The sequence below is a fragment of the Terrirhizobium terrae genome, assembly GCF_030323265.1.
Classification (GTDB): domain Bacteria; phylum Pseudomonadota; class Alphaproteobacteria; order Rhizobiales; family Rhizobiaceae; genus Neorhizobium.
Genome location: NZ_CP104992.1, coordinates 1,110,822 through 1,125,326, shown reverse-complemented (window position 1 = coordinate 1,125,326; position 14,505 = coordinate 1,110,822). Strand labels below are relative to the sequence as shown.

11 protein-coding genes, 1 tRNA gene, 3 pseudogenes and 2 riboswitches are annotated in these 14,505 nt (G+C 61.9%); of the genes and pseudogenes, 6 read left to right on the top strand and 9 right to left on the bottom strand.

Features of this window, described 5'->3' with window-relative positions; all coding sequences use genetic code 11:
* Positions 1-11: 11 nt before the first annotated feature.
* The 8 genes and pseudogenes from N7E02_RS13555 to N7E02_RS13520 all read right to left on the bottom strand — a co-directional run bounded on the left by N7E02_RS13555 (position 12) and on the right by N7E02_RS13520 (position 9,119).
* On the bottom strand, positions 12-1,484 hold the full coding sequence (locus N7E02_RS13555; protein WP_374730722.1) for a M48 family metalloprotease: 1,473 nt from the start codon (positions 1,482-1,484) through the stop codon (positions 12-14).
* Positions 1,485-1,745: 261 nt separating this feature from the next.
* On the bottom strand, positions 1,746-2,441 hold the full coding sequence (gene thiQ, locus N7E02_RS13550; RefSeq protein ID WP_286582501.1) for a thiamine ABC transporter ATP-binding protein: 696 nt from the start codon (positions 2,439-2,441) through the stop codon (positions 1,746-1,748).
* Positions 2,434-4,055 (bottom strand): annotated as a pseudogene (gene thiP, locus N7E02_RS13545) (thiamine/thiamine pyrophosphate ABC transporter permease ThiP). Before thiP ends, thiQ begins: the two are co-directional and overlap by 8 nt.
* A gap of 38 nt (positions 4,056-4,093) precedes the next feature.
* Positions 4,094-5,101 (bottom strand): thiamine ABC transporter substrate binding subunit, encoded by a 1,008-nt coding sequence (gene thiB, locus N7E02_RS13540; RefSeq protein WP_286582500.1) that lies wholly within the window; start codon positions 5,099-5,101, stop codon positions 4,094-4,096.
* 40 nt (positions 5,102-5,141) lie between these two features.
* Positions 5,142-5,247: riboswitch (TPP riboswitch) on the bottom strand.
* Positions 5,248-5,516: 269 nt separating this feature from the next.
* On the bottom strand, positions 5,517-5,912 hold the full coding sequence (locus tag N7E02_RS13535; protein WP_286582498.1) for a VOC family protein: 396 nt from the start codon (positions 5,910-5,912) through the stop codon (positions 5,517-5,519).
* A 114-nt stretch (positions 5,913-6,026) separates the two neighbouring features.
* Positions 6,027-6,478 (bottom strand): annotated as a pseudogene (locus tag N7E02_RS13530) (response regulator).
* Positions 6,479-6,639: 161 nt separating this feature from the next.
* Entirely contained in the window at positions 6,640-8,460 is a 1,821-nt protein-coding gene (locus tag N7E02_RS13525) for an ABC-F family ATP-binding cassette domain-containing protein (RefSeq protein ID WP_286582496.1), read from the bottom strand.
* Between the two features lie 9 nt (positions 8,461-8,469).
* A pseudogene (locus N7E02_RS13520) lies at positions 8,470-9,119 on the bottom strand (thiamine diphosphokinase).
* A 185-nt stretch (positions 9,120-9,304) separates the two neighbouring features.
* On the opposite strand from N7E02_RS13520, the gene N7E02_RS13515 reads away from it, so the two are divergent.
* The 3 genes from N7E02_RS13515 to N7E02_RS13505 all read left to right on the top strand — a co-directional run bounded on the left by N7E02_RS13515 (position 9,305) and on the right by N7E02_RS13505 (position 11,721).
* On the top strand, positions 9,305-9,427 hold the full coding sequence (locus N7E02_RS13515; protein ID WP_286582493.1) for a hypothetical protein: 123 nt from the start codon (positions 9,305-9,307) through the stop codon (positions 9,425-9,427).
* A 60-nt stretch (positions 9,428-9,487) separates the two neighbouring features.
* Positions 9,488-9,564: riboswitch (SAM riboswitch) on the top strand.
* A gap of 63 nt (positions 9,565-9,627) precedes the next feature.
* Positions 9,628-10,548 carry a homoserine O-acetyltransferase MetA gene (gene metA, locus N7E02_RS13510; protein WP_286582492.1) on the top strand — a complete coding sequence of 307 codons (921 nt, stop codon included), beginning with the start codon at positions 9,628-9,630 and terminating at the stop codon, positions 10,546-10,548.
* Between the two features lie 150 nt (positions 10,549-10,698).
* Complete coding sequence (locus N7E02_RS13505; RefSeq protein WP_286582490.1) at positions 10,699-11,721, top strand: aldose epimerase family protein; 1,023 nt, start codon at positions 10,699-10,701, stop codon at positions 11,719-11,721.
* 94 nt (positions 11,722-11,815) lie between these two features.
* On the opposite strand, the gene N7E02_RS13500 is transcribed toward N7E02_RS13505, so the two are convergent.
* Positions 11,816-11,890: transfer RNA gene (locus N7E02_RS13500), tRNA-Gly, on the bottom strand.
* Positions 11,891-12,152: 262 nt separating this feature from the next.
* Between N7E02_RS13500 and N7E02_RS13495 the strand changes: the two genes are divergently transcribed.
* From N7E02_RS13495 to N7E02_RS13485, 3 genes are all read left to right on the top strand, one after another.
* Entirely contained in the window at positions 12,153-12,662 is a 510-nt protein-coding gene (locus tag N7E02_RS13495; RefSeq protein ID WP_286582488.1) for a prolyl-tRNA synthetase associated domain-containing protein, read from the top strand.
* A 55-nt stretch (positions 12,663-12,717) separates the two neighbouring features.
* Complete coding sequence (gene trxA, locus N7E02_RS13490) at positions 12,718-13,713, top strand: thioredoxin (protein WP_286582486.1); 996 nt, start codon at positions 12,718-12,720, stop codon at positions 13,711-13,713.
* A 107-nt stretch (positions 13,714-13,820) separates the two neighbouring features.
* A complete protein-coding gene (locus N7E02_RS13485; protein WP_286582485.1) occupies positions 13,821-14,498 on the top strand; it encodes an LON peptidase substrate-binding domain-containing protein in 678 nt (225 codons plus the stop codon).
* Positions 14,499-14,505 lie beyond the last annotated feature (7 nt).

The following is a 14,505-nucleotide window of genomic DNA, read 5'->3' as shown; positions in this document are numbered from 1 at the left end:
AGCCTTATTTGTTATTCGGAAATGATCTTGACCTTCTGGCCGGGCGACACTGTCGCGCCGGCCGGCATGGCGTTGATCAGCTTGAACAGATCGACCTTGCGGTCGGTGCCCATCATGCGGCTGGACAGCGAGGCAAGGCTGTCACTCGGGCCGACGGTGACGATGCGGATCCTCAGCGGCTTGAGCGAGGCGATTTCCTGCGGCGTCATGCGGCGGAAACTGTTGCGCAACGTGTCGGCCGTGCTTTCCAGCGTATTGGTGCCCTTCGGCACGGCGGTGAGGAAACGGAAGATCTGCTGATCGACGCGGACCACCGTGACATCGAAATCCCAGCGTTCAGCAGATGCGCGTGCGGTTGCGGCCGGCAGGCCGTTGACCTGGGTCTCACGCACCGTCTCCGGCTGCAGGCCGGCAACCCATCCGCTGGTGAGATAATTCATCAGGCTGTTGTTGTCGCCGGCGGCGACGCCATCGAAGCGGATCGCGCTTTCGCCGGGTCCGGTGGCGAGCACCGCCTCGACCTTGTTGTCGATGCGGAAATCGGCCGGCACGTCGAAGCGTATGCCGAGGCTGCCGTGCAGGAAGGTCTGGCCGCGGACATAGCCCTCCTGCGGGCTGTCGCCATAAAGAAGCCCGTCGATGCCGGCGAGATAATAATCCCGTCCGCGGTCGCCGACGCCTTCCTGGCCGAAGGCGCGGGCATGGCGGCGGGCGAGATCGACGCGCTGGGCGGAATTCGGGTGGCTCGACAGAAAGTCGAGGCTCTGGTCGCTATCTGGATCGACAGCGGAATAGCGCGCATAGGCCGCCATGGAATCGAGGAAGCGGGCGGCGGCATAGGGGTCATAGCCTGCTTCGCCCAGCATGCGCACGCCGATGACGTCTGCCTGCAGTTCCTGCTGGCGGGAGAAGGCTGCAAGGCGCAGCTTGCCCCGGGCGAGCGCCTGCTTGCCGGCGATGTCGCTGGACAGGACCTCGGCCACGACGCGGCTCGCGATGACTTCCGCTTCTTCGCGCTTCTGGCGCTCGATGCCGTGGTTGGCGGTAACGTGTCCCATTTCGTGAGACAGCACGGCCGCGACTTCCGACGCGTCATTGGCAAGCGCCAGCAGGCCGCGGGTGACATAGAGATAGCCGCCCGGCAGCGCGAAGGCATTGATTGCCGGAGAATTCAGGATGGTGATGCGGAAGGACTGGGTCGGGTTCTCCGATACCGCGGTCAGCGCGCCGGTGATGCGGGCGACGAGACGCTCGGTCTTGGCATCGCGATATTCGCCGCCATAGCTCGCGACGATGCGCGGATGCTCGCGGGCGCCCATGGCAGCACGCGGGTCGTTCTTCTGAACCTGATCGACAGTCTGCGGATTGTCCGATGGCGAAACGTTCGGCGTATAGGCCTGTTCGAAGATCGACTGACAGCCGTAGAGCATGGTCGTGGCAAAGCACAGTGCGGCTATGGGACGAAGCACGCGTAGACGACGCATGGTCATTGGCTGCTTGGCATCGTCCCTGTGTTCCGTATTCGCTTGCACCATCATCTCCGGAATTGCGCGATCGATCGAGGACGTCGCGCCCTGCCTCGTCTGCCGCAACCGTCGCTTAGCGTCTTTCGCGCCGGCTGCACAGATATTCCTAAATGAATATGTATCTTCCGCTGGGTTTGAAAAGGAAATTACAAGCAAGGGCGATGCCATTCGGCCACGTCCAAATTGTGGCAGGTCCGGCGCACGCTTCCTTAACGCCGTTTACATACCAGCGGGAGATTCTCCCGTCCGGTCGAAAAACTCTGTCTTCGCTTGGTGCCGCGCGACCTCGCCATGCTCCACGACAAGCACCCGGTCCGCCACCCTTCTGATCTCGTCGCGGTCATGGGTGACGATGACGACGGTATTCTCGGTCTCGCGGTGCAGTTCGACCAAAAGCTCGGCCATCTGGATGCGCAGGTCGGGATCGAGCGAGGCGAAGGGCTCGTCGAGCAGAAGAACCGGTCTTTTTCGCACCAGTGCGCGGGCGAAGGCCACCCGCTGGCGTTCGCCGCCGGACAATGAGCCGGGCATGCGAGTGCCGAAGCCGCCGAGGCCGACGCGGGCGAGGGCGTCATTCACATTCGCCCTATCGGCTGGGGTAAGGCGCAGGGACGGGCTGACGCCGAGCGCGACATTGGTGAAGATGTCGAGATGGGCGAAGAGGTTATGATCCTGGAAGACGAGCGAGACGGGCCGTTCCGAGGGATGGCTTTCCGTATGGTCGGCGCCCGTGATGAGGATGCGGCCGGATCGCGGCTGCTCGAAACCGGCAATCAGGTTGAGAAGCGTCGACTTGCCGGCGCCTGAAGGCCCGGCGATCGCGGTGATGGCGCCGTCCTCGATCGCGCAGTCGAAACGGAAGCCGGTCGTGCCAAGCGTGAGCTCGACCCGGTCGAGCACGATACCGTCATGCATTCCTATTTTCCTTGTCGCCGGCTGTGCCGAGGATCGTCAGGGCCAGGCAGACGAGCCCGAGGATCAGGGCCAGGCCATCCGCATCATTGGTGCGATAGCTGGAAAGGGTGCTGTAGACCAGCCAAGGCAAGGTCACCAGATCGCTGGAGCCGAACAGGGCCACCGCGCCAAGATCGCCCAATGACAGCGCCATGGCAAAGGACAATGCGGTCAGCATGGGCTTGAGAAGGACGGGAAGATCGACCAGCCGCCATTTCGACATGCCGGATACGCCGAGAGATGCGGCAAGGCGGGCCGTCTGGCGTGCATGTTCATCGAGCGCGGGTTCCAGCACCCGCATGACGAAGGGCAGGGCCATCAGGGCGTTGATCAGTGCCACGAGATAGGGCGCGAAGAGGCCGACATCGCCGAAGGGGCGCAGGACCAGGAACCAACCTGTGCCGAGAACGATGGGAGGGACGAGCAAGACGAGGGATGATGTGCCGGCTAAGGAGGTCGAGAGCGCCCGCATCGGCCGCGACCTCACCGGCAGGCCGGCGATGGCCTGACGGGCGGTGATGATGGCGAGCGAAGCGGTGACGGCGAGCACGCCGGCGGCGATTGCGATGCCGAGGCTCATTGCTGCGGCGCGCAGGAACAGCGAGCCGGTGACAAGTTTCACGAGATCGGCGCGCAGGCCGGCGGCGAGGACCGAGGCGAGGGGGCGGCGATGAAGAAGACCGCGGCTGCGATGATAGCCGCGTCCCAAAGGCGGGTGGTTGCGGTCTGTCCGTCGAAGCGCCGCATTTTCCTTCCGGCGGCCCTGACCGTGTCGGTTGCGGCCGGCAGCAGCGCGATGAGGCCGATTATGGAGCCGGTCAGGGCGATCTGCAGGAAGGCGAGCGCGATGGCGCGGGGCGGATCGAAGTCGAAGCGGAGCGCCTGGTAGATGGCGACCTCGAGCGTCGTCGCGGCCGGCCCGCCGCCGAGGACGAGGACCAGCGTGAAACTGGTGGCGCAGAGCATAAAGATCAGACCCGCCACGCCGGGCACGACGCGCCGCAGCGCCGGCCATTCGATGAAGCGGAAGACGGAAAGAGGCCGCATGCCGAGGCCGGCCGAGAGCAGCCAATATTCCGCCGGCTGGCGTTCGAGCGATGCGAGAAGAAGGCGTACGGCGAGGGGGATGTTAAAGAATGTATGGGCGAGAAGAATGCCGGTGAGGCCATAGATGCTGACCGGCTGTTCCAGGCCGATCGCCGTCAGCCCACCGTTGACGATGCCCTGACGGCCCCAGATGCCGACGAGGCCGAGCGCACCGACCAGCGCCGGGAGGCCCATGGGCAGCGCCATCAGCCGGATGATCCAGACACGGCCGGGAAACTGCGGGCGGCGGGCCAGTGACAGCGCGACCGGTATGGCAAGCAAGACCGAGAGCAGGGTGGAGAGCGTCGCCTGCCACAGGGTGAATTGCAGGATGCGCCAAGTATAGGCCGAAAACAGCCGGGATGCCGATTGGTCGCCATCCCAGGCGAGCAGGGTCATGACCGCCGTGCCGACGAACAGGGCGATGGCGAGGAGCGCGGCAATGCCCGCTCCCAAACTGCGCCTTCGCTCTGCAACCGTCTGCACCATGCCTACCTATGTCCGCTTCAGCCGAGTTTCGGCTCAGCTCAGTTCCGGCTCATCGCCGTCAGCCACTCGTCGATCCAGGCCTGGCGGTTCTTTGCCACTTCGTCGGAGCCGAGCAGCAGCGTCTTCTCCGGCTGGACGAGCTTGCCGAAGGCATCCGGCAAGGGATTGGTAGTGGTGGCGACCGGCATCATCCAGTTGGTCGTTGGAATGATTTCCTGCGCTTCCGGTGAGACAAGGAAGGTCAGGAAGCTCTTTGCCAGGTCCGGGTCCTTGGCGCTCTTCAGGATGCCCGCCACCTCGATCTGGACATAGTGGCCGTCGGAGAAGGAGGCTGCCTGATAGCGGTCGCTCTTTTCCTCGACCATGTGATAGGCGGGCGAGGTCGTGTAGGAGAGCACCATCGGCACTTCGCCCTTGGTGAACAGGCCATAGGCTTCCGACCAGCCCGGGGTGACAGTCAGAACGCGGTCCTTCAGCTGCGACCAGGCCTCCGGCGCCTTGTCGCCATAGACCGACTTCATCCAGAGCAGCAGGCCTAGGCCTGGAGTGGAGGTGCGCGGGTCCTCGATGACGATCTTCTGCGAGGCATCACCCTCGACCAGATCCTTGAGGCTCTTCGGCGGGTTCTTGATGGTTTCGGTGTCGTAGACGACGGCGAAATGGCCGTAGTCATAGGGGATGAAAGTGTCGTCGCTATAGCCGCCCGGCACCTTGACCGCGCCGGTTTCGACACCTGCAGGCTGGAACAGGCCCGTCGCCTTGGCTTCGGAGATCAGGCTTGTATCGAGGCCGAGCGCGATATCGGCCTTGGTGCCGGCGCCCTCCAGCTTCAGGCGGGTCAGCAGCGCCACGCCATCGGCGACGCCGACGAAATTCACCGTGCAGGCGCAGGTCTTTTCGAACTCCGCCTTGATCTTCGGGCCGGGACCCCAGTCGGATATGAAGCTCTCATAGGTATAGACGGTCAGCGTCTTGTCCTGTGCTTCGGCAAAGGGTGCGAAAGCTGCGGCCGCAGCTGCCAGAAGAAAAGTCGAAATCCCGCGCATCAGCGCCTCCTCACATGGTTCAAAATGGGGAATAGGGCGCTGGTATGAGCCGTCTAATCCCTCCGCCGGTGTTAGCCGGATCAGGTTCCGCGGGTTGGCGATATGCCTCTCAGCCCTGCAGACGCAGGGCACCCCGTTAGAGCGTGCAAAGATTTAGCGGGCTCGCCGGATGCTGGCAAGAGGGCGAAGGGCGGTCGTTGTTCCATACGCCATGCGCCCTCATCCCTGTGCTTGTCACAGGGATCCAGCCGACGCGCGTCTGCGCGGCGAAAGGACTCTTCCAGCCCAAGGACTTGGGCTGGCTGGATTCCTGTGACAAGCACAGGAATGAGGGGTGAGCGTCTTCGTGCCAATAAGATATCTGATCTGGCCACATGTGCCCTCCTGAGGGGCACAATGTCATTGCGCAGGCAAATCAGTCGCCAGACATATCCATATACATGACTTCCCAGACATGCCCGTCGGGATCCTGGAAGCTGCAGCCGTACATCAGGCCCATTTCCATGTTCGGCTTCCAGTCGGCGCCGCCGGCGGCGAGTGCCTTCTGCTTGAAACCGTCCACCTCGTCGCGGCTCGTGGCAGAGAGGCAGGTCAGGACTTCGGTCGTCTTCTTCGCGTCGGCAATCTCGCCGTTGATGAAGCTCTTGAACTTCTCGTGGGTCAGCAGCATCACATAGATCTGCTCGCTGACGACCATGCAGCTTGCCGTGTCGTCGGAAAAATCGGGGTTCTTGTTGAAGCCGAGCGCCGTATAGAAGGCGGTCGAGGCTTCGAGGTCCGTGACCGGCAGATTGACGAAGATCATGCGCATGCTGTCTGTCCTCCGATTGGAAGGCGCTCCGAATGAGCGCCCTTTCCTCCAAGACGGATCATGCCGAAGAGATCCGACAAGTCCATGGTCGGACGATGCCGGTTTTTCAGATAATCAATGGCGATTGCCCTGAAATACCTTAAGGTCTCGCGGAACGATCGCCATGCCGCCCAGGCGGTTGGCGAGCGCAAAATCCACCGTCTGCTCGACGACTTCGGGCAGGACAGGCTTGGTGAGGACGCCAAGCGTGCCGTCGACACCATTTGCGATGTCATCGGGATTGGCGGTCATGAAGACAACCGTCAGGCCATATTCCTCGGCCAGTTCCCGGCCGATCTCGGGGCCGGTGCGGCCGTCGGAGAGATTGACGTCGACGAATGCGATATCTGCCAGGGGGCGAGCGCGAGCGCCTGCTTGCGGGCGCTGGCAAAGCCGGCGACCTTCAGGCCCATATGTTCGATCGTGTCGGCAACATCGAGGGCGATCAGAAATTCGTCCTCAATGATCAAAACGCGCTGATTCATTGCCTCACTGGCCAGCCGACGACGCGATACATTTGTCAGCATTGGACATCTCCCAGAGTTCATCTCGGTTCAGTTCAGTCCTTGCGGCTGCCTGATCTCAAGCAACCGAACTGCCAACCGAACGCCATGGACGAAGAGATTGTTCCGCCGCGGGACAATATTTTCTGTGAGTAACTATCTGTTAATACTAACAAATAGTTACTTTATCCTTCCAGCTCCTCGCGCAGCATTTCAAGCTCCAGCCATTCTTCTTCCATGGCCGTCACCTTCTCGCGCAGCTTTTCCATCTCGGCGGCCAGCTTGTTGAAGGTGGCGGGATCCTTGGTGAAGAGGTTGGGGTCGGCCATCTTCTTTTCGCGCGCGGCGATCTCGCTCTCGGCCTTTTCCATTTCCTTCGGCAGGTTTTCGAGTGCGAATTTCTGCTTATAGGAAAGCTTGCCCTTGGCTTTTGGCACGTCCGAAGAAGACGCTGTTTCCGACTTCGGCTTTTCCGCAGCCTTCTCCGCCCTGCGACGCTCTTCCTGGGCGCCCTTGCGCTGGGCGAGCATGTCGGTATAGCCGCCGGCATATTCGATCCAGCGGCCGTCGGGCGCATCCGGGGCGGCAGGCGCGATGGTCGAGGTCACGGTGCGGTCGAGAAAGTCACGGTCGTGGCTGACGAGGATGACGGTGCCATTATAACCGGCGACGATCTCCTGCAGCAGGTCCAGCGTCTCGATGTCGAGGTCGTTGGTCGGTTCGTCGAGGATCAAGAGGTTTGACGGCTTGGCCATGATGCGCGCCAGCATCAGCCGGGCGCGCTCGCCGCCGGAGAGGTTCTTGATCGGCGTGCGGATCTGTTCCGGCTGGAACAGAAAGTCCTTCATGTATCCCGCCACATGGCGCTGTTCGCCATTGACGAGAAGCGTCTCGCCGCGGCCATCCGTCAGGTAATGGGATAGCGTGTCGGACGGATCGAGGTCCTCGCGCTTCTGGTCGAGCGTGGCGATTTCCAGATTGGTGCCGAGCTTGACCCAGCCCGCATCCGGCTCCAACTGGCCGGTGAGCATCTTCAGAAGCGTCGTCTTGCCGGCACCGTTCGGGCCAACGAGACCGATGCGATCACCGCGATGGACGCGGATCGAAAACGGCGCGACGATCGGCTTGTCATAGGTCTTGGTGATGTTTTCCGCTTCGATGACGAGCTTGCCGCTCTCCTTGCCTTCGGTCGCGGAGGCCTGGATCGTTCCCTGCGGGCCCTTGTGGCCGCGATAGTTGGCGCGCATGGCCTGCAACTCGCCGACACGGCGCATGTTGCGCTTGCGGCGGGCGGTGACGCCGTAGCGCATCCAGTGTTCTTCGCGCTCGATCGCCTTGCCGAGCTTGTGCTGTTCCAGCTCCTCGGCTTCCAGAACCTCGTCGCGCCAAGCCTCGAAATGGGCAAAACCGCGATCGAGGCGGCGTGACGTGCCGCGGTCGAGCCAGACGGTGGCGGTCGAAACCTTTTCAAGGAAGCGACGGTCGTGGGAAATCAGCACGAGCGCGCTCTTGGTGCGGCGCAGCTCGTCTTCCAGCCATTCGATGGTCGGCAGGTCGAGATGATTGGTCGGCTCGTCCAGCATCAGGATATCCGGTTCCGGCGCCATGACACGGGCCAGCGCCGCACGGCGAGACTCGCCGCCGGAAAGCCGGTTCGGGTCTTCGTCGCCGGTCAAGCCGAGATGCTGCAGCAGATAGGTGACGCGATAGGGATCGTCGCCCGGGCCGAGGCCTGCTTCCGCATAGGCCTGCACGGTCGTGTAGCCGCCGAAATCCGGCGCCTGTTCCAGATAGCGGATCGTTGCGCCCGGATGGCGGAAGACTTCGCCCGACTGGGCCTCGACCATGCCGGCTGCGATCTTCATCAGCGTCGACTTGCCCGAGCCGTTGCGGCCGACAAGGCAGATGCGGTCGCCCGGCTCGACCTGCAGGCCGGCGCCGTTCAACAGCGGCGTGCCGCCGAATGTCAGGACAATATCGTCAAGCTTGAGAATGGGAGGTGCCATGAGGACCTTTTATGCTCCGGAAAAGTCGTGGGGACGGGCAAGGATCATCGCCTTGCCCACTCTTAGATGGAATTCGACCGGCCCTTCCGCAACATTGGAGACCGTGCGGGACGAGCCGAAGGGCAGCGAGAAATCCTTCAACGGATAGCGCGCGCCAAGAATGTCGAGGCCTGCAAGGGCGGAAAAGCCGAGGACGGAGAAGAGCGCGCCCTTGGGCAGATCCACCGTCTTCGTGCCGGGCAGGAAGGGAATGGCCTCTTCATCACCCGACATCAGCAGTACATCGATGCCGCGTTCGGCAAGGCCCATGGCATGCAGGAGGTGCTGGAGCGCATGGTCCGAGCGCTTGCCGCCGAGTGCGCCGATCAGGATCAGCCGCGTCGCGCCGCGCTCGATCGCCTCCGCTGTGGCGATCTCGCCATCGGTTTCGTTCTTGGCCGGGGGTAGGTCTTGCGCTCAACCTTGGGAAAACATGCGATGAGGTCGGCGTCCGAGGAATCGAAATCGCCGACCCAAAGCTCCGGTGTTACCTTCAGTTCCAGCGCGTGATGCATGCCGCTGTCGGCGGCGATCACACGGCTTCCCGCGATCGCGTTTCTGACGCGATCGGTGACGGTCAGGTTTCCGCCGAGCAGGATGGTGAAGGTCGAAGGGCTCATCGGCAATGCCCTTAGCGCATAGGCCGGCTGAGGCAAAGCGCCTGCTCGCTTCAGATCGCGTGCATGGATGAAAAACTTCGCTTGTCGCCCGCCATGGGGGCACGAAGACGTGATGAACGCGATCGTCCAAGTCCGGCGGGATGGACCTATGTAAAGATTTCTCAACAGATCGAAAGGAGATCGGCATGCGCATGAAGCTCTTCCTATTGCTCGCCCTCGTCGTCCAGGCCGGTTGCCAGAGCCTGCCTCCCAATGCCAATGGTCGCTACCACACGGCGGAAGTCGGCATGCGGGGAAGCAACCGCTGATGAGGCGTCGGTCGTTTTTGCTACCATTGACGGCCGACGCGGTAAGGATTATCTGAGAAGTCGAACTTCCGTGGTGATTTGGCCGGCCGGCTTGCAGCCACGTAAAAAAGTCGCTAAAGGGCCGCGAGAAGATGTTCAAATCTTTCCCACGGGCCGGTTGCGATTTTCGTTGCCGGCTTTTTGTTTGTGGGTTGATTAACATGCCGATCAAGATTCCCGATACGCTCCCTGCCTTCCAGACGCTCGTTTCCGAGGGCGTGCGCGTCATGACCGACACGGCTGCGCTGCGTCAGGACATTCGCCCGCTGCAGATCGGCCTGCTCAACCTCATGCCGAACAAGATCAAGACCGAGGTGCAGATGGCGCGGCTGGTCGGCGCCTCGCCGCTGCAGGTCGAGTTCTCGCTGATCAGGCTCGGCACCCACAAGGCGAAGAACACGTCCGAAGAGCACCTGCTTTCCTTCTACGAGACCTGGGAAGAGGTGAAGGACCGGAAATTCGACGGCTTCATCATCACCGGCGCACCGGTGGAGACCATGCCTTATGAGGACGTCACCTACTGGGAAGAGATGCAAAAGATCTTCGAATGGACGCAGACCAACGTGCATTCGACGATGAATGTCTGCTGGGGCGCGATGGCGGCCATCTACCATTTCCACGGCGTGCCGAAGCACGAGCTGAAGGAGAAGGCCTTCGGCGTCTACCGCCACCGCAATCTTGCGCCGGCTTCGGTCTATCTCAACGGCTTCTCCGACGATTTCCAGGTGCCCGTGTCGCGCTGGACGGAGGTGCGCCGTGAGGACGTCGAAAAGTCAGCCGATCTCGAAATCCTGATGGAATCCGAGGAAATGGGCTTGTGTCTGGTGCATGAGAAGGTCGGCAAGCGGCTCTACATGTTCAACCATGTCGAATACGATTCCACCTCGCTGGCGGATGAGTATTTTCGCGACGTCAATGCCGGTATCCCGATCAAGATGCCGCATGACTATTTCCCCCATAACGACGATACGCTGACGCCTCAGAACCGTTGGCGCAGCCACGCGCATCTCCTGTTCGGCAACTGGATCAACGAGATTTACCAGACGACGCCCTACGATCTCGACAAGATCGGCACGGAATAGGGTTTCGGGCGGTCCCGCGATCTTTATCGCAGCGCCATGATATGACGGTTTGAAGACGCCGATTTTCGTTGCGGCGCTTCCTCAAATCGCGCAGTTTGCCGCCATCGCCTTGCATCCCTGCGGATGCGCGGCGTCATGCGGAGGACCATCATGGCATTGCAGGCATTCGAGGTTTTTGGCACCACGAAGGACGGGGAGCCCGTCTATCGCGTCCGTATCGCCGGAGGCGGATTGACAGCGCATGTCCTGACCTGGGGTGCGGTGATCCAGGATCTTCGCCTCGAAGGCCACGAGCCGCCGCTGGTGCTCGGCTTCGAAACATTCGATGACTATCCTGCCCATTCTCCCTATTTCGGCGCGACGCCCGGCCGCTGCGCCAACCGCATCGGCAATGGCAAATTCTCGATCGACGGCAAGGATTATCAGCTGGAGCTCAACGAGCGCGGCGTCACGCATCTGCATGGCGGGTCTGATGGAATCGGGCGCGGGCACTGGTCCATCGTCGAATACGAGACCGACAAGGTGGTGCTCGACATCGTCGATCCCGGCGGCCGTGCCGGCTATCCGGGCGATTGCACTACCACCGTCACCTACCAGCTCAAGGCCGATGGCGTTCTCTCCGTGATCTACGAGACGGAAGCCGACCAGCCGACGCCGGCCAATGTCTGCCAGCATTCCTATTTCAACCTCGATGGACGCGAGGACATTTTCGGCCACGACATCATGATTGCCGCCGACCAGCTGACGGCGGTCGATGATCGGCTGATCCCGACCGGCGAGCTGATGGACCTGTCAGGCTCGCCCTTCGACCTGCGCGAAATGGGGCCGGTGCAGCGGACGCTGGAAGACGGCGCCCAGGTGCCCTTCGACCATAATTACTGCCTGTCGCCAGAACGCGTCGAAAAGCGTTCGGTGGCGCTGGTGCGCAGTCTCTATTCGGGTGTGTCGCTCGAAGTGCGCACGACCGAGCCCGGCGTGCAGTTCTATGCCGGCGTCATGCTCAACGTGCCGGTGCCCGGCTTCGACGGCCGCCGCTACGGCCCCTATGCCGGCTTCTGCCTGGAAACCCAGATCTGGCCGGATGCGGTCAATCACGAGAATTTCCCGAACGCGGTGCTTCGCCCCGGCGAAGTGCTGCGGCAGGAAACGGAGTATGTGTTTTCTAAGGGGTGATGGGGAAAGACCGGCTTCGGCCGGTCGCCGCCGACATAAAGAAAAGACGCCCGGGGCGTCTCGTTCTGTATCAAAAATTTCTCTTGGGAGGGACTGGAGCGGGCGAAGGGGTTCGAACCCTCGACCCCAACCTTGGCAAGGTTGTGCTCTACCACTGAGCTACACCCGCTCATCAATCCGTCAGTCCCTGTGGTAGTGGGGACCGTGGCGCCGCGGCTTGTTGCCGGCGACGGGCGCTATATGGCCCAGCCGATTTTCAAATGCAACAGGGAAATGACGATCGCGATGAAGATTTTTTGGCCGATCGCCAAACCCCTTGGAATGTAAGGCTTCTGGCGTAACGTTCATTGGGCGGATGGCTGGGGATGAGATCTTTTCCCCTGTCACATTCTCTCTATAGTCCCGGTCTCCCGCCAATCGCTTCCCCGGATATGACCGAAATCATGCAAAAGACTGCCGCCGACCTGTTCGCCTTCCTCGACAGCCTCAACATTCCCCACACGACGAAAAACCATGCGCCGGTGTTTACCGTCTCCGAATCGCAGAGCCTGCGCGACGAGATCCCGGGCGGGCACACGAAGAACCTATTCGTGAAGGACAAGAAGGACCAGTATTTCGTCCTGACGGTCGAGGAGCATGCGACCGTCGACCTGAAGACGGTCCACAAGCTGATCGGTGCGTCCAGCCGCGTGTCGTTCGGCAAGCCGGAAATGATGCTCGAATATCTCGGGGTCGTGCCCGGATCGGTGACGGTGTTCGGCGCATTCTGCGACACCGGCAACAATGTCACCTTTGTTCTCGATGAAGATCTGATGCGCTATGATACAATCAACGGGCATCCGCTTTCCAACGATGCGACGACCTCTGTCGGCCGCGACGATCTGATCCGGTTTCTGGAAGCCACCGGCCATACGCCGCTTGTCTTGAAAGTCACCGACTGACATACGATGTTTTGACCTTGAATTGATAACCACAAAGGTTCCCGGGAGAACACTCATGAGCGGCAGCGACAACCCTTATTCCGGGTCCTATGGCGGCGGTTACGGCGGCCAGATGAATGCCACGCCGAGTTTCGGCGCAGCACCGGCGGATGCGGCGCCGCAGGCCGCCACGGGCGGTTATGTCGGTGACACGACGACGGCGGGCTTTGCCAAGGATGTCATCGAAGCCTCGCGCAGCCAGCCGGTCCTGGTGGATTTCTGGGCGCCCTGGTGCGGTCCGTGCAAGCAGCTGACCCCGGTGCTCGAAAAGGTCGTCAACGAGGCCGAGGGCCGCGTCAGGCTGGTCAAGATGAATATCGACGACCATCCCTCGGTCGCCGGCCAGCTCGGCATCCAATCGATCCCGGCCGTCATCGCCTTCGTCAACGGCCAGCCGGTCGACGGCTTCATGGGCGCGGTGCCGGAAAGCCAGGTGCGCGAGTTCATCGACAAGCTTGCGGGCCCTCCGGGCGCCGATCAGGCGGCCGAGATAGAGGCCGTGCTCGGTGAGGCCGAAGGACTGCTCGCCTCCGGCGACATCCAAGGTGCCGCCCAGCTTTACGGCGCGGTGCTGCAGGCGGATCCCAACAATGCCAAGGCTGCGGCCGGCATGATGCAGTGCCTGATCGCCATGGGTGAGACTGAACGCGCCAGCCAGATGCTCACCTCGCTGCCGGAAGAGATGGCCAGTGATGCCGCCGTCCAGGCAGTCGCAAAGAAGCTCGGACAGATCGAGGAAGCCCGCAAGCTCGGCGATCCGGTGGCGCTGGAGCGCGATTTGTCGGCTGATCCGGACAATCACGAAGCGCGGATGAAGCTTGCAAAGATCCTCAACGTACAGGGCGAGCGTGACCAGGCGGCTGACCATCTGCTGGCCATCATGCGCAAGGACCGGACGTTCGACGATGACGGCGCGCGCCGCGAACTGCTGCAGTTTTTCGAGGTCTGGGGCCCGAAGGATCCCGCGACGATTGCGGCCCGGCGCCGGCTTTCGTCCATTCTGTTTTCCTAAACCGCATTTAATGCGTTGCCGGCAGACTTGCGTTAGCCGGCAAGAGCCCCAGATTAGTCTCCAGTAGCAACAGCTGCACGGAATGATCTGCGGGAGGTGACTGACTGATGCATGTGGGAAACGCACGGTACTTGAAGCGAGAGGACCTGCCGGAAATCGTGCCGGTCTTTCCGCTGACCGGGGCCCTGCTTCTGCCGGGCGGCCAATTGCCGCTCAATATTTTCGAGCCGCGTTATCTTTCGATGTTCGATGCGGCGCTTGTCGGTGATCGCCTGATCGGCGTCATCCAGCCGTCGCTGGTGGAGGAAGCCGGCGCCGGTGATCCGCTTCGTCCGGCGCTTGCGAATGTCGGCTGCATCGGCCGGATAACCTCGTTCGCGGAAACGGGGGACGGCCGCTATATCACCTCGGTCAGCGGCGTCTGCCGTTTCCGACTTCTGGATGAGACGCTCGGCTCGCATCCCTATCGAGTGTTCAAGTTCGCACCGCTGATGTCGGACCTGACGGAAGAGGACGACGAGGCGTCCGTCGATCGGGCGGAACTGCTGCGCGTGTTCAAGGCCTATCTCGATGCCAACAAGCTGGAAGCGGACTGGGAAAGCATCGAGCGGGCGGGCAATCGCACGCTGGTCAATTCGCTCTCGATGATGTCGCCTTTCGGTGCGGCAGAGAAACAGGCGCTGCTCGAGGCGGCCGACCTGAAGACGCGGGCCGATACGCTGATTGCGATTACCGAGATCCTGCTTGCCCGCGGGCTTGCGGATACCGACACCATTCTCCAGTGAGGCGTCG